Annotated in this window: 19 protein-coding genes and 1 tRNA gene; 9 read left to right on the top strand and 11 right to left on the bottom strand. The window is 61.8% G+C overall.

The window, feature by feature from the left end; translation table 11 throughout:
• Position 1: 1 nt before the first annotated feature.
• The 7 genes from topA to I6E56_RS15345 form a co-directional block, all read right to left on the bottom strand.
• A complete protein-coding gene (gene topA, locus I6E56_RS11615; RefSeq protein WP_197138679.1) occupies positions 2-2917 on the bottom strand; it encodes a type I DNA topoisomerase in 2916 nt (971 codons plus the stop codon).
• A gap of 82 nt (positions 2918-2999) precedes the next feature.
• Positions 3000-3398 (bottom strand): Rv3654c family TadE-like protein, encoded by a 399-nt coding sequence (locus I6E56_RS11610; protein WP_197138678.1) that lies wholly within the window; start codon positions 3396-3398, stop codon positions 3000-3002.
• The gene (locus I6E56_RS11605) at positions 3398-3733 is read right to left on the bottom strand and encodes a TadE family type IV pilus minor pilin (RefSeq protein ID WP_197138677.1); all 336 of its coding nucleotides are present in this window, start codon (positions 3731-3733) and stop codon (positions 3398-3400) included. The genes I6E56_RS11610 and I6E56_RS11605 overlap by 1 nt, the downstream gene beginning before the upstream one ends.
• Before the next feature lie 16 nt (positions 3734-3749).
• Entirely contained in the window at positions 3750-4028 is a 279-nt protein-coding gene (locus I6E56_RS11600; protein ID WP_197138676.1) for a DUF4244 domain-containing protein, read from the bottom strand.
• 104 nt (positions 4029-4132) lie between these two features.
• Positions 4133-5050 (bottom strand): type II secretion system F family protein, encoded by a 918-nt coding sequence (locus I6E56_RS11595; RefSeq protein WP_197138675.1) that lies wholly within the window; start codon positions 5048-5050, stop codon positions 4133-4135.
• Positions 5047-6135, bottom strand: coding sequence for a TadA family conjugal transfer-associated ATPase (locus I6E56_RS11590; RefSeq protein WP_197138674.1), 1089 nt, complete (start codon positions 6133-6135; stop codon positions 5047-5049). Before I6E56_RS11590 ends, I6E56_RS11595 begins: the two co-directional genes overlap by 4 nt.
• Before the next feature lie 106 nt (positions 6136-6241).
• On the bottom strand, positions 6242-7510 hold the full coding sequence (locus tag I6E56_RS15345) for a LuxR C-terminal-related transcriptional regulator (RefSeq protein WP_197138673.1): 1269 nt from the start codon (positions 7508-7510) through the stop codon (positions 6242-6244).
• A gap of 93 nt (positions 7511-7603) precedes the next feature.
• Here I6E56_RS15345 and hxlB point away from each other — a divergent pair, with 93 nt between their 5' ends.
• Positions 7604-8185, top strand: a complete 582-nt coding sequence (gene hxlB, locus I6E56_RS11580) for a 6-phospho-3-hexuloisomerase (RefSeq protein WP_197138672.1) — start codon at positions 7604-7606, stop codon at positions 8183-8185.
• A 117-nt stretch (positions 8186-8302) separates the two neighbouring features.
• Complete coding sequence (gene hxlA / locus I6E56_RS11575; protein WP_197138671.1) at positions 8303-8926, top strand: 3-hexulose-6-phosphate synthase; 624 nt, start codon at positions 8303-8305, stop codon at positions 8924-8926.
• A gap of 97 nt (positions 8927-9023) precedes the next feature.
• Here hxlA and I6E56_RS11570 read toward each other — a convergent pair whose 3' ends face one another.
• Together I6E56_RS11570 and I6E56_RS11565 are read right to left on the bottom strand one after the other, a co-directional pair.
• Positions 9024-9446, bottom strand: a complete 423-nt coding sequence (locus I6E56_RS11570) for an Ohr family peroxiredoxin (RefSeq protein ID WP_197138670.1) — start codon at positions 9444-9446, stop codon at positions 9024-9026.
• Positions 9446-9937, bottom strand: coding sequence for a MarR family winged helix-turn-helix transcriptional regulator (locus I6E56_RS11565; protein WP_197138669.1), 492 nt, complete (start codon positions 9935-9937; stop codon positions 9446-9448). Before I6E56_RS11565 ends, I6E56_RS11570 begins: the two co-directional genes overlap by 1 nt.
• Positions 9938-10209: 272 nt before the next feature.
• On the opposite strand from I6E56_RS11565, the gene acs reads away from it, so the two are divergent.
• The gene (acs, locus tag I6E56_RS11560; RefSeq protein WP_197138668.1) at positions 10210-12174 is read left to right on the top strand and encodes an acetate--CoA ligase; all 1965 of its coding nucleotides are present in this window, start codon (positions 10210-10212) and stop codon (positions 12172-12174) included.
• A gap of 95 nt (positions 12175-12269) precedes the next feature.
• Here the strand turns inward: acs and I6E56_RS11555 are convergent, their stop codons facing one another.
• Entirely contained in the window at positions 12270-13787 is a 1518-nt protein-coding gene (locus I6E56_RS11555) for a UDP-N-acetylmuramoyl-L-alanyl-D-glutamate--2,6-diaminopimelate ligase (RefSeq protein ID WP_197138667.1), read from the bottom strand.
• Complete coding sequence (locus I6E56_RS11550; protein WP_197138666.1) at positions 13784-14245, bottom strand: RidA family protein; 462 nt, start codon at positions 14243-14245, stop codon at positions 13784-13786. Before I6E56_RS11550 ends, I6E56_RS11555 begins: the two co-directional genes overlap by 4 nt.
• 215 nt (positions 14246-14460) lie before the next feature.
• On the opposite strand from I6E56_RS11550, the gene I6E56_RS11545 reads away from it, so the two are divergent.
• The 6 genes from I6E56_RS11545 to I6E56_RS11520 all read left to right on the top strand — a co-directional run bounded on the left by I6E56_RS11545 (position 14461) and on the right by I6E56_RS11520 (position 21597).
• Positions 14461-17013: a transglycosylase domain-containing protein gene (locus I6E56_RS11545; RefSeq protein ID WP_197138665.1), complete on the top strand. Its 2553-nt coding sequence runs from the start codon at positions 14461-14463 to the stop codon at positions 17011-17013.
• On the top strand, positions 17010-17975 hold the full coding sequence (locus I6E56_RS11540) for a metallophosphoesterase (RefSeq protein ID WP_197138664.1): 966 nt from the start codon (positions 17010-17012) through the stop codon (positions 17973-17975). Before I6E56_RS11545 ends, I6E56_RS11540 begins: the two co-directional genes overlap by 4 nt.
• A 28-nt stretch (positions 17976-18003) precedes the next feature.
• Positions 18004-18077, top strand: a tRNA-Pro gene (locus I6E56_RS11535).
• A gap of 163 nt (positions 18078-18240) precedes the next feature.
• On the top strand, positions 18241-19779 hold the full coding sequence (locus tag I6E56_RS15340) for an adenosylhomocysteinase (protein WP_197138663.1): 1539 nt from the start codon (positions 18241-18243) through the stop codon (positions 19777-19779).
• The gene (locus I6E56_RS11525) at positions 19776-21134 is read left to right on the top strand and encodes an amidohydrolase family protein (RefSeq protein WP_197138662.1); all 1359 of its coding nucleotides are present in this window, start codon (positions 19776-19778) and stop codon (positions 21132-21134) included. The genes I6E56_RS15340 and I6E56_RS11525 overlap by 4 nt, the downstream gene beginning before the upstream one ends.
• Positions 21127-21597, top strand: a complete 471-nt coding sequence (locus I6E56_RS11520) for a cupin domain-containing protein (RefSeq protein ID WP_197138661.1) — start codon at positions 21127-21129, stop codon at positions 21595-21597. Before I6E56_RS11525 ends, I6E56_RS11520 begins: the two co-directional genes overlap by 8 nt.
• The last annotated feature ends 38 nt before the right edge of the window (positions 21598-21635 follow it).

Raw genomic sequence — 21635 nt, 5'->3', positions numbered from 1 at the left:
GCTACTCTGCTTCGGTAGCGGCGGTGGTGGTGGTGGTGGCCTTGGCTGCAGCTTTGGGCGCAGCAGGCTTTTTCGCCGCTGGCTTCTTAGCTGCCGTGGCTTTTGCGGCCGTGGTCTTAGCTGCTGTTGTTTTAGCCGCCGTCGTCTTAGCTGCAGGCTTCTTAGCTGCTGGTTTCTTCGCTGTCGGCTTTTTGGCGGCTGGCTTCTTGGCCGCTGGTTTCTTCGCAGCTGGCTTCTTCGCAGCGGGCTTCTTCGCGGCCGTCTTGCGCTTGACCGGCCCCTTCGCTCGCTTGTCGGCCAGCAGTTGCACGGCACGCTCGAAGTCGACGTCTTCGACGGTTTCGCCGCGCGGGATAGTGGCGTTAGTGGTGCCGTCGGTTACATACGCACCGAAGCGGCCATCCTTGATCTTGATCGGCTTTTCGCTCACCGGGTCAGCATCGAACTCTTTGAGAGCACTGGATGCTGCGCGGTTGCCGTACTTGGGCTGCGCGTAGAGCTCTACGGCACCGGCGACGTCGATGTCGAAGATGAGGTCTTCGCTCGTGAGCGAACGCGTTTCGACACCCTTCTTGAGGTAGGGGCCGTAGCGTCCGTTTTGCGCGGTGATCTCGACGCCGGTTTCGGGGTCGAGGCCGACGACGCGAGGCAGGCTGAGCAGCTTGAGCGCGGTGTCGAGGTCGATCGCGTCGAGCTCCATGGTCTTGAAGATGGATGCCGTGCGCGGCTTCACAACAGCAGCCTTTTTAGGCTTCTTGGCCTTCTTCACTTCGCCGGTCTTGGGATCGATCTCTTCGACGGGCTCAGGAACAGGCTCAGGTTCTGGCTCGAGCTCGGTGACGTAGGGGCCGAACCGGCCATCTTTCGCCACGATCTCTTTGCCATTCTCCGGGTTGACGCCGATAACACGGTCACCGACGACGGGAGCTTCGATCAGTTCGATCGCCTTGGCAAGGGTGAGCTCGTCGGGCGCGAGCGCTTCGGGGATGTTGACCCGGCGCGGCTTCTCGGGGTCGTCACTGGGGGTCTCCAGGTAGGGGCCGTACTTTCCGATGCGCAGCGTCACGTCATCCGAGAGCTTCATCGAGTTGATTTCCTTGGCATCGATTTCGCCAAGGTTGTCGATGACAGTGCGAAGGCCACGGTACTTCTCGTCACCGAAGTAGAACGACTGCAACCATTCAACGCGGTTCTGAGTTCCGCCAGCGATGCGGTCGAGGTCGTCTTCCATGCCCGCGGTGAAGTCGTACTGCACGAGGTCGCCGAAGTACTCTTCGAGCAAACGGATCACGGAGAACGCAATCCAGTTGGGCACGAGTGCCTGGCCGCGCGGCGTAATGTAGCCGCGGTCGATGATCGTGGAGATGATCGACGCGTAGGTCGACGGGCGACCGATGCCGAGTTCTTCAAGCTTCTTGACGAGGCTTGCTTCGGTGTAACGCGGGGGCGGGCTGGTCTCGTGACCCTTCGCTTCGATGTCGAGAAGCGTGAGGGTTTGGCCTTCCTTGAGCGGAGGCAGTTTCGCTTCCTTGGGCTCAGCGGTGGCGTTACGCTCTTCGTCTTGGCCTTCTTCGTAGGCCTGCATGAAGCCGCGGAAGGTGATGATGGTTCCGCTGGCCGAGAATTCGGCAACGGGAGCTTCGCCGGCAGCGATCGTGATGGATGCCGTGGAACCCTTGGCGTCAGCCATCTGCGAGGCGACGGTGCGCTTCCAGATCAGTTCGTAGAGCTTGAAGTCGTTTCCGCGCAGCGTCGACTGAAGTTCGCTTGGCGTGCGGAAGGTGTCTCCCGAGGGGCGAATAGCTTCGTGGGCCTCTTGAGCGTTCTTGCTCTTGCTGGCGTAGACGCGGGGCTTGTCGGGCACAGCGTCTGCACCGTAGAGCGCAACGGCTTGGGTGCGGGCTGCGGTGATGGCCTGCTGCGAGAGCGACGAGGAGTCGGTTCGCATATAGGTGATGTAACCGTTTTCGTACAGCGACTGGGCGACGCTCATGGTCTGGCGAGCGGAGTAGCGCAGCTTGCGGCCGGCCTCCTGCTGCAGCGTTGAGGTGGTGAAGGGCGCTGCGGGGCGGCGCGTGTATGGCTTAGTCTCGACCGTTTTTACGGTGATGGTGGTGCTCGGCATCCGCAGTGCGTCTGCGAGAGTTTGCGCAGCCTTCTCGTCGAGCGCTACTGCTTCGCCCTTGAGGTTTCCGCGGTCATCGAAGTCGCGGCCGGCAGCAACGCGCTTGCCGTCGAGGCGCACGAGCTTGGATTCGAAGCCGTTGGTTTCGCTGTCGGGCGAGAGCTGGGCGATGAGATCCCAGTAGTTGGCGGTGATGAAGGCGAGGCGTTCGCGTTCACGCTCGACAACAAGGCGGGTCGCGGCGGACTGCACGCGGCCAGCGGAAAGGCCGGGGCCGACTTTGCGCCAGAGCACAGGCGAGATTTCGTAGCCGTAGAGGCGGTCGAGGATGCGGCGGGTTTCTTGAGCGTCAACGAGGGCGGTGTCGACGTCGCGGGTGTTGTTGATGGCCGCTTCGATGGCGTCTTCGGTGATTTCGTGGAACACCATGCGCTTCACAGGAACTTTGGGCTTCAGCACCTGCAGGAGGTGCCACGCGATGGCCTCACCCTCGCGGTCCTCATCAGTTGCGAGGAAGAGTTCGTTCGCTCCGCTGAGCGCCTTCTTGAGTTCGGCGACGGTTTTCTTCTTGGCGTCGGAGACCACGTAGTAGGGCTCGAAGCCGTTGTCGACGTCGACAGAGAACTTGCCGAGGGAGCCCTTTTTGAGTTCGGGTGGCAGGTTGCGGGGTTCGACAAGGTCACGAATGTGACCGACGGACGAGAGCACGTCATAGTCGTCACCGAGATACTTGGCTATCGTCTTGGCCTTGGTGGGCGACTCGACAATGACAAGCTTTTTGGTGCCAGACACGGGACTCCTTGGGTGATGACGCACTTGACCGGTGGCAGCGCCACTATCAGCGACACAATACACACACCGACCGCTCAGTTGCCTAATCCGCCCTGGTTGGGGGTGGCCCTGCTGTGGCGCTCGTTGTGACCAGTATGCCGAGGATGCGGCGACTAGCGGTAACTGTCACGATACGCCCATCAACCACACAGTCCTCTATAAGGGAGTCATTAGCACTCGCGAGCCGCGTCGCATTGTCGCAGGGGTAGCCAGCGATGAGCCCGCTCGCGGTGTCGGCTGCGGCGAGCGCGGCAGCGTCGGTCGCCCCGGCAAGCGCGTGCCTCACACTGAGCGCCCAATAGAGAGGGATGACGAGGGCAGTGACGGCGATAACGGTGGCGATGAGACCGACCATGAGGATGGTGCCCGAACCGTGTTCGTCGTTCAGCCGGAGACGCGCAGCGCACACCGTCGCCCCAGCGCCTGCCTGCAATGTGGCCATCATTGGCCTCCCGCGAGAGCGCAGCTGGTGGCACTGAGCGTGATCGGAAGCAGCCCGAGCAGTGCGTTGCGCGCGGGGGCGCTCACCGTGGCGCACACGAGGCCGTCGCGCTGATGGGAACCGAGCCGTGCTGACGTGACCAGAGCGGATGCGGTAGCCGCGACAGTGCCGGAGCTTTCGTCGCGAGCGAGGCTGCGTGCTGACCCAGCTGCCGCATCCTGCAACCGGATTTGCAGCCCGGCGAGTTGCACCCCGCTGAGACAGCACACGAGGACGAGGGCGACAGCGGGCAACGCCAACGCAAACTCTGCGGTGACGCTGCCACGCTCGTTCATCGCTGCTCGTGCTCGATCACGCCGGGATCGAGAGCGCATTGCGCACAAGGTCAGTGAGCATGCCGCGCACCTCTCCGGAACGGAGAATCACGACGAGCAGTCCGGCGAAACCGACGGCGGCCAGAGTGGTGATGGCGTACTCGGCGGTGGCGGCACCGCGCTCAGAGCGCAGGCGGGTGCGCACGCGGGCACGGAATTGGCGCGCACGTAGCGACATCCCCGCGACGCCGAACCGGAGGCGGCGGGCACGGCCCGGTTCGAGAGTGGGCAAGGGAACAAGGTGCGGATCATTCATGAGGTACTCCTTCGTGCGCTGTCGCGCAGTCTGCGGCCGAGTGATTCCAGCCTGCCGAGCGTGGGAGTCTCGCGACCCAGCGCGGCCCGATATGTGGAACATCGCTAGAACCCGGCAACGGTGGATGAGATGACAGCAACCATGAGCGGCAGCACTCCGAGCACCATGAAGGCCGGGAGCACGCACAGCCCGAGCGGGAGCATGAGCCGCACCGAGAGCGCTGCGGCAACGGCACGAGCAGCCGCGTCGGCCGTCAGCCGCACCTCGTCGGCTTCGGCCCGCAAGAGTTCAGCAGCGGGCACTCCTGCCTCCTGAGAGAGTTGCAGCACCTCGTCGAGGTGGGTGCCGTCCCCGGGCAGGCCGAAGCGTTCCAGGGCCTGCGTAACAACAACTCGCGCCTGCACGAGTGAGCCACCACCTGAGACCGCAACGGCCATCAGTTCGCACTCGAGACCGGGCGCTGCGTGCGTGGGCGTCGCCGACCGCACAAGCCGGTTGTTCCAGTGCACAGCGATCACGATGAGCCCGCCGCCGACCACGAGACACCCCCACCCGATCGGCGTTGTGAAGAGCACTCCTAGGGTGTCAAAACCCAGCAGTGCCCCAAAGATGAGTCCGACGGCGGGCAACGCCAAGACCATGCGCGCTGTGGCGACGGGGGCAGCGAGGGCGGTGGCCACTTCGCGCTGGATGTGCACGAGCATCCGCAACGCTCGTGCATGAGTGCGGAGCGCACCGGCCAGCGGCGCACCAACCTGCCCAGCAACAAACCAGGCGGCGGCAAGCGAGTTCCATGCTTGCCGATCCAATGCTGGCAGGCTGGCGGATGCCCGTGAAATGCGTTCCGGTGCCCCTCCTGGTTCGCCGCCTGCCACCGCTACCGCCGCCGCAACACTTGACTCGGCTCGGCCGCGCGCGACGTGCTGCCAGGCCGAAGTGGGAGTCAGCCCGGCGTGCAGCAGTACGGCCAGCCGTTGGGTGATGCTGGCGACGTCGGGCAGTTGCGATGGCGGGCGTTTCATTCGATTTCGGCGATCGCGAGGCGGTCGTTGTCGTCGAGCACGAGCCGGCCAAGGTGGGTAAGGCGTCGGCGGCCGTCGACTCGATCGACGTGCAGCACGGCACCAATGGCGCTGACGGCTTGGCGGGCGATGGCGGTCGCGTCTAATCCAGCGAGCGCCCCGAGCGCTTCGAGCCTGCTTGGTACGTCTTTGAGGGAGTTGGCGTGCAGGGTTCCTGCGCCTCCATCGTGGCCGGTGTTGAGCGCGCTCAAAAGTTCACGGATCTCTGCACCTCGACACTCGCCGACGACGAGCCGGTCGGGCCGCATCCGCAGCGCTTCTCGCACGAGTGCGGGCAGCCCGTAGCCGCCGGCACCTTCGAGGTTCGCTTGCCGTGCCTCGAGCGATACAAAGTGCGGGTGTTCGACGCGCAGCTCCGCAACATCCTCAATGGCGACGATGCGTTCGGTGTCGGATGCCGCCGCCAGCAGTGCGCCGAGAAACGTGGTTTTTCCGGCTCCCGATGCACCCGAGATGAGCACGTTTTCCCGCCCGTCGATGAGGGCTTTCACTCGCTGCAGCGGCACCTCGTTGAAGAAGCCTGCGAAGTCGAGCTCTGCCAGCCCGAATGGTTCTCGGCTGGGCACGCGGATCGAGAGCAGTGTGCCGGTGGCGGAGATGGGAGGGAGAACAGCGTGCACTCGCACCCCACCGGCGAGCCGAACATCCACGCAGGGTGTCGCTTCGTCGACGTGGCGTCCGCCGAGGTTGATGAGGCGAATGGCTAGGGCGCGCAGGTCAGCTTCGGTCATGCCAACATCGCCGACGAGTTCAAGCCCTCCGCCGCGGTCGATCCAGACATTGTGGGCACCGTTGACGAACACGTCGGTGGTGTTCGGGCGCCCAACGTATGGCGCTAATGGGCCGAACTCGTGGAGTGCCCGGCTCAGCGCATCCCCGTTCGCCGTCCCAGAGTCGAGGCCAGCGCCGCCACCGGCTACGGGCACGCCCCGAGCATGCGCGTTGGTTGTGAGGGTGGGCTCAGCTGTGAACCGTCGACGAGCGACGAAAGGAACAATGTCGGGGTGCGAAGGAGTCGTAGTCACAGAGCAACGCTAAGGAGACTCCAGCCGTACTTTTGGCGGCACTATCGCACTCGTGCCGAACGGCGACTCTTTGACTTTGTTGGGGAGAAGTGCGCAAGAAATCTGGTCAGCGATAGGCCGAAACGAGCTCAGCCCGGTTCGAAACTCCGGCCTTGCGCAGCAGGTTCGCCACATGAAACTTCACCGTGTTCTCGCTGATCGATAACGACAGGGCTATGGCCTTATTGCGGGCACCGGAGGCGAGCAACTCCAACACGTCAGTCTCTCGCTCCGTCACCTGCCACTGGGCACTCGGGGAACGGTCAAGCCCTTCAGCGCTCAGAGGCAAGACAACCGAAATTTCGGAACCCCACCCCGTAGTACCGTTCACGCTCAACCGACCACGAAGGGCAGCTGCCCTCTCAACAAGTTGCCGCACCGCGGGGTCTTCCACCGCTAGCTCGCCGGGGCCGTCATCGCGAATCCCAATCAGCAGATTCTCACCGTCACAATCCCACTCCACCCGCAATCGAGCGACTCCCGGTTGGTCAACGAGTGCAAGCACAGCACCACGAACGATCGCTCGACCCGCGTGAGCGACTTCGCCGGGCAGTGCGCGACCGTTAGCGGGTGGTTCTACAAATTGCACGTCGAGGCCACCGAACCGAGCCAAAGGGCGCAAGTCCGCTTTGAGACGTTCGAAAGCGCGAGCTACTGGTTCCTCGGCCAGACTGCGATCCCGATCAGACACCGCCCGCAGATTGACCATCGCCGTGGCGGCCAGCTCGATGGCTTCTTGGCGCGCAGTCTCATCCGACGCACTACGAGAGCGCAACGTCGCAAGAATTTGTTCCAGCGTCGTGGAGTGCGCATCGGTGAGATCAGCAATGACCTGGGCACGATCCTGCGACGCCATCCGCGAATCTCGAAGATAATCGGGGCTCGCAACGGCCACCTGCTGCTGGATGCTCACCGCCACCAATCGCCACAGCGACGCGATCGTCGCCAACGCCTCTTCCTGCGATTGCCCACCAGTCACGATCACCGGATCGGTGAGGACGAGCAGCGAACCGGTCGGCGCAATCCACACCGCTGCGGGACGCTCGTGGCGGGCAACTACCGCAGTGATTCCCCACACCGGATGCCCGATGCTTGACACTGTCTCGCGCACGGCGTCGAGTTCGGCGATGCTCACGTGATTGGTGATCGAAGGATCGCCCGCTTTCTTCTGCGGGCGCCCGGTGCAGTCTTCCGTGAATATCAACAGTGAGGTGTGCGCCACCATGGGCGCGAGCACGGCAGAAAATGCGCTCGCAATCTGAAGCAGAGAACGTGACACCACCGTATGCGCAGCATCGAGGAGGTCAAGGGAACTGGCGTTGCTGAGATCAGTCACTCCCCCATTTTAGGCATGACCTACCCGTTCGAATAGGTAAAACCGGCCAAAAGACGGGCTGTCTGCTGCCTAAACGGGTGGCACAGTGAAGTAATGGCCAGCAACGACACCACTACGGTTTCTTCCGCAATCGAACTTGTTCTCGCGGAAAATACCCGCATCAGCACCGCAATCGCTCGCGACGACTCCGAGGCAATGCGAACAGCAATAGACCTCCTCAGCGCCGCACCCCGAGTATTCGTGCTCGGCTCTGGCCGGTCAGGACTAGCACTTCGGATGCTCGCGATGCGCCTCATGCACTTAGGACTCACGGTGCACGTGGTTGGCGAGGTAACCACTCCCGCGATTGCTGCTGGGGACGTTCTTTTGGCAGCAAGCGGCTCGGGAACGACCGCCGGCATCATTCGCTCAGCAACGACTGCTGTTGGTGCCGGTGCCAGCGTGATCGCCGTCACCACGGCAGCGGACTCGCCTCTGGCGCAGCTCGCACAGGTCACCGTGATCATCCCCGCCGCACAGAAACAAGACCACGGGCACACTCGTTCGGCGCAATACTCCGGCGGGTTGTTCGAACAATCCTTGCTGCTGCTTGGCGACGCACTTTTCCACGTGATGTGGCAAGAGTCCGGCGCGACCGCCGAAGAGCTGTGGCCGCGGCACGCCAACCTCGAGTAGTAGCAGCAGCAGCAGCAGCAGCAGCAGGCTGCACCTTCTCCCCGGCTACACCTTCTCCCCGACTCCCCTGTCGGCACATTCCCCTCGTCCAACTCCCCCATCAAGAAAGAGAACTCAATGAAACTTCAAGTAGCAATGGATGTACTCACCACCGAAGCCGCCCTCACGCTGGCTGGTCAGGTTGCCGAGTATGTTGACATCATCGAATTGGGCACACCGCTCATCAAGCACGAAGGCCTCAGTGCCGTGCGCGCCATCAAGGATGCTCACCCCGACAAGATGGTCTTCGCCGATCTGAAGACGATGGATGCCGGAGAGCTCGAAGCCGACATCGCATTTTCTGCCGGCGCCGACTACGTCACCGTCTTGGGCACCGCCGGAGACAGCACCATCATCGGTGCCGTGAAGGCGGCGAAAGCCCACAAGAAGGGCATAGTCGTTGACCTCATCGGTGTTGCCGACAAGGTCACTCGCGCGAAGGAGGTCACCGCTCTCGGTGCCGTTTTCGTCGAGATGCATGCAGGACTCGATGAGCAGGCGGAACCCGGATTCACCTTCGAGACGCTGCTCAATGACGGTGAAACCGCGAAGGTTCCGTTCTCGGTCGCTGGAGGCATCAACGCCTCCACGATCGCAGCAGTGCAGCGTGCGGGCGCGACCGTTGCCGTTGCCGGGAGCTCGATCTATAGCGCAGCTGACCCAGCATCAGCCGCAGCAGCTTTGAAGGCCGCAATCCTCTAATGAGCAAAGCTGCCTAAAGAGCAGAAACGAGGGGGCGCCTACCGGCACCCCCTCGTTTTTTAAGCACACGAACGCGTCACGACGCGCCCGCTGGCGATTAGTCCTGCGTGACAGTGATGGTGACGTCGATGTTGCCGCGAGTGGCGTTGGAGTAGGGGCAGATCTGGTGGGCGGCATCCGCCAGAGCCTGAGCCTGGTCGTGGTCGAGATCCGGGATGACGACCTCAAGGTCAACAGCGAGTTTGAATCCTCCGCCGTCGATCGGGAGAAGGTGCACAGCACTGCCCACAGAGGAGTGGTCGATGGCGACCTTCTGGTTGCGAGCGACAAGCTGCAGCGCGGAGTGGAAGCACGCCGCGTAACCGGCGGCGAACAGCTCTTCGGGGTTGCCGCCGTTGCCCGATCCACCCATCGACTGCGGCACAGCCAAGTCGAGGTCAACGGTGCCGGATGTCGTAGCTACGTGGCCGTTGCGGCCAGCGCCCGTCGAGAGAGCCTGTGCGGTGTAGAGAGCTTCCATTAGTTCTGCCTTTCAATGACATGAGCTCCGGCAGCGGGTGCTGTGGAGAGGTTGGTGGTGATGTTGTGAAGCGTTGTCAGCGTCGAGGTGAATTCGGGGAGAGTAATTCCAGTGGCTTCGGCGATGCAGCCGGGAATGTGGGCTAGTTCTTCGCGGAGCGCGAGCCCGGTGACCGTGAGCGACACCATTACGCGCCGTTCGTCAGAAGCCGATCGTTCGCGCGTGACAAAGCCGTGGCCTTCTAACCGCCGCACTAGTGGAGAGGTGGTTCCGAGGTCGAGCATCATGCTTTCCGCGAGCCCGCTCACGGTCGATTCCCGGCGCTCCCACAGCAGGATGAGCACCAAATATTGTGGGTAGGTCAGCCCCCATGGCTCCAGGAGCGTCGTGTACCGACGGTTCATCGCCCTCGCCGCAGCGTAAAGACCGAAGCACAGCATGCTGTCGAGGGCGGATACGGCTGCCTCGATTTCGCTTTGTTCGTCATCCATACAGAAAGCTTTGCACACAAATAACTTGTGCGCAAAGCAATGCAACGAACGGGGCCGTTAAAGAGAGAGGGGCGGCGTCCATTGGGGGGAAAGGACGCCGCCACAGCGACCGACGATTGGGGGGAATCGTATTGGTCACTTGCTGAGCTCGCGCCCAGCGACTTTCAGTGTAACGCAACGGTATGGGGGTGCAACGGAGGTTCTAGAATCGGTGGAATACTTTCAGAAAGCACGTGGTCAATAAATGCAATCACACGATCGAAGAGGATCAAATGCCTAGTAATTCCATTGACAGTCTTTTGCACGAATCACGCCGTTTTGCCCCGTCAGAGGCCTTTTCTGCGGCTTCTGAGGCAAGCGCCGACCTCTATACCTCAGCCAAAGAAGACCGGGTTGAGTTCTGGGCCGACAAGGCACGCGAATACGTGCACTGGCACAAGCCATTCACAGAAACACTCGATTGGTCTACCCCGCCGTTCGCGAAATGGTTTGCCGACGGTAAACTCAACGTGGCCTACAACTGCCTCGACCGCCACGTGCTCGCCGGAAACGGTGACCGCATCGCGATCCATTGGGAGGGTGAGCCCGGCGACAGCCGCAGCATCACGTACGCCGAGCTGACTGACGAGGTCAAGCGCGCAGCCAACGCGATGGCAGCGCTCGGCGTCGGCCAAGGCGACATCGTTGCCATCTATATGCCTCTCGTTCCCGAAGCAGTGATCGCGATGCTCGCGACTGTGCGCCTCGGCGCCGCCCACTCCGTCGTGTTCGGTGGCTTCAGCGCCGAAAGCCTTCGCAGCCGCATCGACGACGCGAGCGCGAAGCTTGTCGTCACCGCCGACGGTGGCTGGCGCAAGGGCAAGGTCTTCCCGCTCAAGGCTGCAGTGGATGCCGCACTCGCCAACGGGGAATCCAGCGTCACCAATGTGTTGGTCGTCAAGCGCGGCGACAACGATGTCGAGTGGACCGAGGGTCGCGACCTGTGGTGGCACGAGCAGATTGAGGCAGCGGAGCCCGAGCACGAGGCGCAGGGCTTCCCTGCCGAGAACCCGCTCTTTGTGCTTTACACCTCGGGAACAACGGGCAAGCCGAAGGGAATCCTTCACACCAGTGGTGGCTACCTCACGCAGGCTGCATTCACCCATAAGAACGTGTTCGATCTGAAGCCAGAGACCGATGTCTACTGGTGCACGGCCGACGTGGGCTGGATCACTGGTCACACGTATGTGACCTATGGTCCGCTCGCGAACGGTGCGACCCAGGTGCTCTACGAGGGCACGCCCGATAGCCCGAACCCGGGCCGCTGGTGGGAGATCATCGAGAAGTTCAAGGTCAGCATCTTCTACACGGCGCCCACCGCCATCCGTTCCTGCATGAAAGCGGGCCGCCAGATTCCTGAGAAGTACGATCTCAGCTCAATTCGCGTGCTCGGTTCGGTGGGTGAGCCCATCAACCCTGAGGCCTGGATTTGGTACCGCGATGTGATCGGTGCGGGCACGGCGCCCATCGTTGACACTTGGTGGCAGACCGAAACCGGCGCGATCATGATCTCGGCACTGCCGGGGCTCACCACGTTGAAGCCGGGCTCGGCACAGGTTCCCATCCCGGGCATCAAGATCGACATCCTCGGCGAAGACGGCACCCGCGTTGATCCGCCGAACGGTGGACTGTTGGTTGTTTCGGAGCCATGGCCGGCGATGCTTCGTGGCATTTGGGGCGACCCCGAGCGCTTCAAGGAAACTTACTGGTCGAAGTTCCCGCAGCTCGAAGGCGAACAGTACTTCGCCGGTGATGGTGCCCACGTTGACGAAGATGGCGACATTTGGCTGCTCGGCCGCGTGGATGACGTCATGAACGTCTCCGGCCACCGCCTGTCGACCACCGAAATCGAGTCCGCTCTCGTCTCCAACCCGATCGTGGCGGAAGCCGCTGTGGTCGGAGCCGCTGACGAGGCGACCGGTCAGGCTGTTGTCGCGTTCGTGATTCTCAAGTCGAATCAAGAGCACGCCCAGACCGCAGCCGAAGCAAGCGCCCTCTTGCGTCAGCACGTCGCAAAAGAAATCGGGGCGATTGCGCGTCCCCGCGAAATCTTCATCGTCGCCGAGCTACCCAAAACGCGGTCGGGCAAGATCATGCGACGGCTGCTTCAGGATGTTGCGGAGGGTCGCGAAATCGGTGATACCACCACCCTCGCCGACACCACCGTGATGCAGATCATCTCCGACAAGCTCAACTAGCTTTCGCAGCAACGACTAAGGCCGGGCCCCAACGGGACCCGGCCTTCAGTGCGTGACAGCGGCAGTGTGCTACTGCTGCGGCACGCAAGACGTTGCTACTTTGCGCGCTCCTTGAGCAGGCGAATAGCGGTGTCGATGTCGCTGAACGGCACGCGCTCGTTGCCGATGATTTGGTACGGTTCGTGACCCTTGCCCTGCAAGAGCACCACGTCATCCGGATTCGCGGCATCAATCGCGTAGGCGATGGCTGTCGCACGGTCACGAATCTCCACCACCCGCTCCGGGTGCTCGAAGCCGGCACGAATGTGGTCCACAATCTGGTCGCCATCTTCGTTGTGCACATCGTCGTCGGTAACCACGATTACGTCCGAGGCGTCTTCAACGATGCGAGCCATCACCGGGCGCTTGCCCGGATCACGGTCGCCCGTTGCACCAAAGACGGTCACGATGCGGGTGTGGCCCGAATCACGCAGAGCCGTGACTGCCTGACGCACTGCATCAGGAGTGTGGCCAGCATCCACCACCACCAACGGAAGTTGGTCGTTTTCGCGGATGCGGGTCATGCGCCCCAGCACCGGCTCGAGCGGTGCCATTACCTCGGCGATCGCCCGCGGCTCGATGCCCTGGGCCCACAGCACTGTCGCGCACGTGAGCAAGTTGTCCACGTTAAAGCGCCCGATGAGGCCGCTAGAGACGTGATGGCTTTCGCCCTCGATCACGAGATCGAACTCGAGACCCTCGGTCGTCAGCTGCACGTTTTCGGCGCGAACGCTCGCTTCGGCGTGGCCGTGGGAGGTCATGCCGATCGCACGCACTCCGGCCGGAACCGTGTGGTGGAAGTGATTCTCAGCGGCGGCGTCATCCAGATTCAGCAGAGCCGTCTGAATGCCGGGCAGTGTGAAGATCTTTGCCTTCTGCACCGCGTACTCCTCCATCGACCCGTGATAGTCGAGGTGATCGCGAGTGAAGTTCGTGAACGCCACAATGTCGAAGGTCACGCCATCAACCCGGCGCTGCTCGAGCGCGTGAGAGCTGACCTCCATAGCTACGTTCGTCACTCCGGCACGGTAGAAGTCATCCAGGAAATGGTGCACCGACGTCACTTGCGGAGTCGTCATGCCCATGTTGATGCGGGGCTCGCCTGTAATTCCCGCGCCCAGCGTGCCAATCGTTGCCGAGGTCATCCCCAGGCGCTGCCACGCTTGCGTCAATAGGTGGGCCGTTGACGTTTTACCGTTCGTGCCCGTAATGCCGATCATTGCCATTGAGGCAGACGGATGCTCGACGAACGCATCCGCTCGGGTGCCGATCACGTCGCGAAGGTTTGCAATCGCGAACACCCGCTCGTCACCGTGGGCGCTCTCGGCTGCATTCGCGTCTACGAGCACAGCGACAGCTCCCTGTGCGAGAGCTGCATCGATATAGGGCAATGCCGATGATGCATTCGTGCCAATAGCGACAAACACGTCATCCGCGCCAGCCTCTCGACTGTCTTGCACGAGCCGACGCGCTTGAAGCGTCACCCCCGCAAGCGTCGAATCCCACGCCCCCAGATCTAGGGAACGAAGTGGCGCATTCTCTCCGGCTTGGCCGGACTGCCAGACTTCGATCACGCGAACTCGAACACGAACTCGACCTCTATAGGAGAATCGAGCGGCAAAACGGCAACACCGACAGCACTACGAGCGTGCTTGCCGATCTCACCAAAAATCTCGACCAAGAGCTCGGACGCTCCGTTGATCACACCGGGCTGGCCGGTAAAGCTGGGGTCGGATGCCACAAAACCGACAACCTTCACCACCCGCGTAATGCGGTCGAGCGACCCGATCGCGCCCCTCGCAGCAGCGAGGCCATTGAGAACACACGTTTTGGCGTACTCCTGCGCTGCAGCAGCATCCACTTCGGCACCGACTTTGCCGGTTGCCGGAAGTGCGCCATCAACCATCGGCAACTGGCCGGAGGTGTACACAAGGTTTCCCGACACCATTGCTGGCAAGTAGGAGGCAAGTGGCTTTGAACTTTCTGGGACTGTCAGGCCCAGTTCTGCGAGCCGCTGATCAAGCTGTGACATTACTTATTCTCTTCCTTGATGCGTTTGAAATAAGCGACCGGGCCCCCTTCAGGGCCGGTACCGACCTGCACAAGCTCCCACCCCTCGGATCCCCAATTATTGAGAATCGCGGTGGAATTGTGCACCATCAGTGGTGTTGTCAAGTACTCCCATTTAGGCATATTTGCGGCTCCCGTTCAGCATGGCGTTATCAATGATCCCCTACTCTTGATCATATGTCTGCCCAAAAAACTCCGCGTCGCGGCATCGTCTCGGCTATTGCCGGATTGATCGGCTTCAGCGTCCTCTCTGGCGTGCTCGTCACCGCCATGGTTGCCCCCGCGCTCGCGGTGACCGGCATCACAGCCACAAGCACCATCGGTATCTTCGATGGCCTCCCCGATTACCTCGAAATCGATCAACAGCCTGAACGCAATGCGATCTACGCCCAGTACACGGGTGGCGGCAACGTCGACGGTTATCTCCAAATCGCCACCATCTACGATCAGAACCGTCAAGAGGTCGCGTACGACGAAATTTCCCCGTACGTCGTAGACGCAGTCGTCGCCGGTGAAGACCGCCGATTCTTCGACCACGGCGGTGTTGACCTCACCTCGCTCATGCGTGCCGCAGTCGGCAACTTCGTTTCGTCGGGAATCGAAAGTGGTGCATCCACTCTGACGATGCAACTCGTCAAGAACACCTATATTTCAGAAGCAGAGTCTCTAGAATCCGAAGATGAGCGCTCGGCGGCGTATCTCGCCGCGACCAGCCAATCGTTCGACCGCAAGCTCAAAGAAATGAAGCTCGCGATTGGCCTTGAGAAGCGATATACGAAAAAAGAGATCCTCACCGCATATCTCAATATCGCGAACTTCGGCAATGCGACTTACGGCATCCAAGCCGCAGCTCAGCGCTATTACAGCGTGGACGCGAAAGACCTGAACCTTGAGCAATCAGCGAGCCTCATCGCGATTGTGCAGGAGCCCAGCGTTCGAAACCTCGCGGACGCGGAGAACTACGCAGCGAACCAAGAACGCCGCGACGTGATTCTTTTCGCGATGCTCGACGTAGGTTCGATTGATCGCGAACAGTATGACGAAGCTCTTGCGATTCAAGTTGACGACGAGTCTGTAGACCGCTCGGCCCCCAACAACGGTTGCACCTCGGCCTACCAGTACGCCAAATGGTTCTGCGACTACGTCGTCAAGAGTGTTCCTGACTTCGAATTCCTCGGCGACACGGTCGAAGAACGCAATGAGAACTGGAAGAAGGGTGGCTACAGCCTCTATACGACGCTAGACCTCGACGCTCAAATCCCCGCACAGCAGGCCACCTGGAAGTACGCGCCGAACGATGAGACCGCATTCCAGCTCGGAAGCGCAACCTCCACCGTGGAGAGCGGCACTGGCCGGGTGCTGGTGATGGCCGAAAACAAGCTCTTCAACGACACGGCCGATGGTGGTGGAGCTGAAAGCACCGCTGTGAACTACAACACGAGTTACGACTACGGCGGCTCTAGCGGGTTCCAACCCGGATCGACGTACAAGGTGTTCACGCTCATCGAGTGGCTTATCCAAGGCAATGGCATCTACGACCGCCTTGAAGGTACAGCCCGCACCATGCAGGGATCGCAGTTCTACAACTCCTGTTACGGGTCATCGTCTGAACCAGTCAACTTCAAGAACAACGCTGGGGAATCAGGTATCTATACGGTTGCCGAAGGCACCGCAGAGTCCATCAACGGAATCTTCTTCTCGATGGCAAGCCAACTTGATCAGTGCAACATCATGAACGTTGCGACTGACCTCGGCGTTGAGCGCGCCGACGGTGAAGAGTTGGAAAGCTACCCCTCATCAATCATCGGTACCAACGATGTAACGCCGCTCAGCATGGCATCTGCCTACGCCGCAATCGGCGCTGAGGGCCTGTGGTGCGAACCCATCATCATCGACAAGGCCGTAGACGCCAGCAATAAAGACCTCGGCGGCCAAGAATCAAACTGCCGTCAAGCCATCTCAGCTTCGGTCGCAGCGACAACAGCATTCGTTCTTACTGAAGTCCTGAACCGCGGTAACGCTGCCTATTCAGACCCGAACGACGGAATTCCGATCTTCGGTAAGACGGGAACGACTGACGGCGCGGTTCACACGTGGATGGCCAGCGGAACAACGCGCTACGGAACAGCAACCTGGGTGGGCAACATCTCCGGGTTCCAAAACATCAGCCAGCTCTACTACGAAGGTGTCGATGGGTACAAATTGCGCCATTACATCACCAAAGCAACAGACACTGCGCTGAATATCCGATACCCCGGTAGCGCGCTTCCTGAGCCAGATTCGAGCCTACTTACCGGTTCTGGCACAGAGGTGCCAGACCTCTCCCTGCAGACTCTTGAGCAGGCGAAATCAGTGCTCGAAAGCCTCGGTTTCGAGTTCAACGATGGCGGGGAGGTTGACTCCGAATTGCCCGAGGGTCAGGTCGTCAAAACCAACCCCGTTGCCGGAACCCAGTCTGCAGCGGGTGCGACCGTCACGGTCTACACCAGCAAGGGCAACAAGGTGGAGATCCCGGATGCGGTAGGAGACGGCAAGTCAAACGACTTCGGGACCGCCCAAGGCATCCTCAGCAGCTCAGGATTCTCGAATGTGAATCAGTCGTGTGAGGAAGTCGATCCGGGCGACCCGAGTGTCGGAATGGTTACGGCCTCTAGTCCGTCTGCTGGATCGCTCGAGAAGACAAGCACTACTGTGACGCTCACTGTGGCGCAAGACAGCCCTTGCCCATGAGTAAGCGACATTCCACCGCAGCTGCCGCACTCGGTGCGGTAGCTGCGGCAGGGGTCGCCGCATTCGCTTGGGGCTCGTTGGTGGAACGCAATGCGTTCACCGTTCGACACGAAACCCTTCCCATCCTCGATCCGAGTGCTCGTGATATCACCGTGTTGCACATTTCGGATCTGCACATGGCTCCGTGGCAGACCCGCAAGCAAGACTGGGTTCGCGAGCTAGCCCTCTATGAGCCCGACCTTGTCATCAACACCGGCGACAATCTGGGGCACCGCGACGGCATCACGGGAATCAAACGTGCCTTCGAACCATTCGAAGGCGTCCCCGGTGTCTTTGTGCATGGCTCGAACGACTACTACGGTCCCCAGTTCAAGAATCCGTTGACCTATTTCACCGGCCCGTCATCAGGTCATCGCCCGGTTGAACACCTCGATACGGATGCGCTGAATGCGTATTTCGAGGATCGGCTCGGCTGGCTCTCACTGAACAATCACGCGCGCGCTCTCGAGCTGCGCGGATCGCGCCTAGAACTTTTTGGCACCGCAGATGCGCACCGGGGCTGGGAACGTCTCGATCGGCTGCCAGCCAATGTCGAAGAGATGCGCGAAAATGTGGGGTGGGCGGATGACCCGCACGGGCCTGAAACGGTGGCGCTCGGTGTCACTCACGCGCCCTACCGTCGCGTGCTTGATGCCCTCGTCACTAACGGTGCCGACGCGATCTTTGCTGGGCATACCCACGGAGGTCAGGTTCGGGTTCCTGGCGTGCCTGCACTCGTCACTAACTGCGACATCCCTCGTGAACAAGCGAGCGGTCTCAGCATCTGGCATCACTTGCGTCGAGCGGCCTTCTTGAACGTCAGCGCAGGCCTTGGAACATCGATTTATGCGCCCGTGCGCTTCGCGTGCAAGCCAGAAGCGGTCGTAGTGACTCTCACTGCCGGAGATATCGGCTATTCTTGATCTGTTGGTCATGCAAGTGACCGATGATCGGGGTGTGGCGCAGCTTGGTAGCGCGCTTCGTTCGGGACGAAGAGGTCGTGGGTTCAAATCCCGCTACCCCGACAAACCACTGGCTCTGAGCCGCAGAAATGCGAGTCTCAGACGGTTCACTAATCGCTCTCCTTCGGGAGGGCGATTTGTGTTTGGTCACTGTGCACGGCCGGGTGGCGCCGCAGCGCTCCGGCAGCGTTCGATTGACCCCCGAGCGGTGCCCTACTCTTGACAAGTGGCCGACGTAACACTTATAGCCGAACGAATCATTCGCCGCTTCGCCCGCGACACCAACCTTTTGGTCGCCGGCCGCAGCGTGCGCATCAGCGCAGCTCAGCCCGAAACTGCTCAGCTCATCGCCACGTCTCGCGAACTGGCGCGAATGCTCCGCGCGCTTGGTGCTCACGTTGTCACCGCTAGTCGCCGCGATGCCACCGCCACCGCTCATCTCCTCGACATCCAGTTGGGTGCCGCTGGCCCCGATTCAGAGATCACCGCCACGTTCCTTCTGGGTGGCGCTCCCCTGCCGTCGCGCGGAGACGCCGACGGACGCATCGACTTCGCGGGCGAACACATGCCCGTTTCGCGCATGGTGGCGAAGGGCCTCGGCGAGCGCGGTTCGGTGAAGGGCTTGCGCATTGGCATTGCGATGGTACTTGAGCCTAAGACTGCCCAGTTAGCGCTGCTGCTGGCGGCCGCGGGTGCCGACGTCGCGGTGTACGCGCACCCGGATGAAATCGATGCTTCCGTTGCGGAAGCACTACGGGCGCGCGGTATCGCTGTGGACGGCTCCGAGATGCTGAGCGGCCAGGCCGAGCGCGCCGCTGCGCTGGCGTTCCTCGAACGCGGTTTCGACATCCTTCTCGACGATGGTTCGCACCTCATCCGCCTCGCTCATGAAGATGCTCCGCATCTCGTGAAGCAGTGGATCGGCGCCAACGAGGAGACGACGAGTGGCTTGACGCCGCTTCGTCAGATGAGCGCTCAGGGCATCCTCGACACGGCGGTGTTCGCGGTCAATGACGCTCAGATGAAAACGCGTTTCGATAACCGCTATGGCACAGGCCAATCGTGTGTCTTTGCCATCGCGGATGCTCTCGACCGGGTTGGCGTGTCGGTGCGTGATCAGCCAGCTCTCGTAATCGGTTACGGTCCCGTTGGCGAGGGAGTGGCAGCACATCTAGCGGCACTCGGCGCCGAGGTTCGCGTGGCCGAGGTCGACCCCGTGTTAGCTCTTCGCGCGGCTCATGATGGCTACGAGATTGGTGAGGCTTCAGCCCTCGGCGCTGGTGCACTCCTCGTATCGAGCACGGGCGTTGCTCACACGATTGGCGCAGAACTCGCACGCACCGCACGGGCGGTTGCTGTCGCCGGTGGTGTCCCCGGAGAACTCGATCTCGACGGCTTGCTCTCGGGCCCTCCTGCCGAACAGCTCACTGCTCTGGCTGACCATGTAGATCGTGCCGACCCGGCCGGCACTCTCGTGCTCGACCGCGGTGGCTGCATCAACATCACCGCGGCAGAAGGCAACCCGATCGAGATCATGGATCTCTCGTTCGCCGTTCAGCTCGCCGCCGTCGAAGAACTTGTCGTCACACGACCGGGTATCGGTGTGCACGTGCTGCCTGCCAGCATTGACGACACCGTCGCCCGCGCTGCACTCGCCGCCCGCGGCGAACACATCGATACTCCCGCCGATGCGCAAGTGGCCGCCGCTCACGACTGGCGCTCCCGCCGCTACCTCACCTCTTCACCGAATCAGGAAACCCGATGAGTAACCTCCATCCCGCGGCATCCACCCGAACCACCGCGGATGCCGGCCACGAAGTGGTGCTGTACACCGCCGACCTCGTGATCCCGATCACCGCTCCCCCGCTGCTCAACGGCGCCATTGCAGTGCGCGATGGTCGCATTCTGCACGTCGGCGAGCGCGAATGGGTTCGCCGTTCTCTGGCTGATCGCGGCATTGGTGCTCGCGAAATTCACTGGCCCGGCGTTCTCATGCCCGGACTTGTCAACGCCCATTCGCACCTGCAATACACCGGCATGGCCGAAGTGGGTCGTGGGCAGTACGCGGGCTTCGACGACTGGTCCACCGCGTTCAATCCCGTGTATGACCAGCCCCATGACTGGGCTGCGGATGCCGCGGCGGGCGCACAGCTCATGATCGAAGCGGGCACCACCGCCGTCGCAGACATTGTGACGGATGGTGAGGCATCCGCTGCGCTGCATGATGCTGGGCTACACGGCATCACGTATTGGGAAGTAATGAGCTGGACCAATGACGACTGGGCTCGCACGGGCCGTCAGCAGGTCGAAGCGGCACTGGATGCTCTGCCCTCGCCTCCTGGGACCGGGCTCTCCCCGCACGCGCCGTATTCGCTCGAGGTCGTGCCGCTGCTCGAAATCCCCGACATCGTTCGCGAGCGCGGAAGCCGACTGCACCTTCACCTCGGTGAAGCGGCCTTCGAACGTGAGTTTCATCACGAGCAGGGCGACCCGTGGCACGGTCGCGAGTTAGGTAGTTTTCGCGAGCTGCGGGCCGCGGGCTTCGGCACCGGTGCCACAGAGTACGTTGACCAACTTGGCGTGCTCGGGCCGGACTGCCACATTGCGCACGGCATCTACATGACTGCGCGTGACCGTGCCCTGCTGCGGGCTCGCGGCACGAGTGTTGCACTGTGCCCGCGCTCGAATGCCGTAATTGGCCTAGACGAGCCTCCCGTGGCCGCATACCTGGCCGAGGGCAATGCGCTCGCTATCGGCACTGACTCTCTCTCGTCGAGCCCCTCGCTAGACCTGATGGCGGATGTCGCCGAGCTTTCGCGCATCGCCCACTCTCAAGGGCACACGATGCGTGATCTGCCTGAGCGCCTGCTGCGGGCAGCCACCCTCGGCGGCGCTCACGCCATGGGCATCGACGTCGGCCCCGACCGCACCGGCCATCTCGCTGTCGGGGCGCTCGCCGACCTCGCCTTCTTCGAGTTCCCGGTCACGGGAATCGAAGACACCATCGCCGCCTTCGTAGAGTCGGGTACCGGCCGTGCCGCTGCCACGCTCGTCTCGGGGCGCGTGCGTTTTGCTAGCACTACCTTCACGACCCAGACCGGAGTGACCGCTCATGACTGATTCCACCGATCCCGCTGTTGGCGACGGCACCGACACTCGGCCAGTAACCGCTCAGCTACTTGACCTCGAATCGCATCCCGAGGGCGGCTGGTTCCGCCGCACGTGGGCCGGCACCAGTCCCGTGGAGACCCCCAACGGCGCACGGCCCTCGGCCACGTGCATCCACTACTTGCTGATTCCCGGCGAACATAGTGATTGGCACGTTGTGGCCAACGATGAAATTTGGATGTGGCATGGCCCCGGAACGCTCGAGCTCTCGCTTGGCGGCAGTGGTGACCTTCCCGACGAAGAGAACGCTCAGTGCTTCGTCTTGGGCCCGGATCTCGCCAACGGACACGTCGCTCAAGTCGTTGTTCCGGCGGGAGTGTGGCAAGCCGGTCGCCTCACCGCTGACACCGAAGTTCTTGTGAGTTGCTTTGTGTCGCCCGGTTTCGACTTCGCAGACTGGCGACTTGTAAACTAGCAAGTCTGCAACCCGTTTCTCCGCCCGAGTTCAGCACC

It is taken from the genome of Salinibacterium sp. NK8237 (assembly GCF_015864955.1).
Taxonomy (GTDB): Bacteria; Actinomycetota; Actinomycetes; order Actinomycetales; family Microbacteriaceae; genus Rhodoglobus.
Note: the sequence above shows the minus strand (reverse complement) of the source record. Positions and strands in the feature narration are given on the sequence as shown.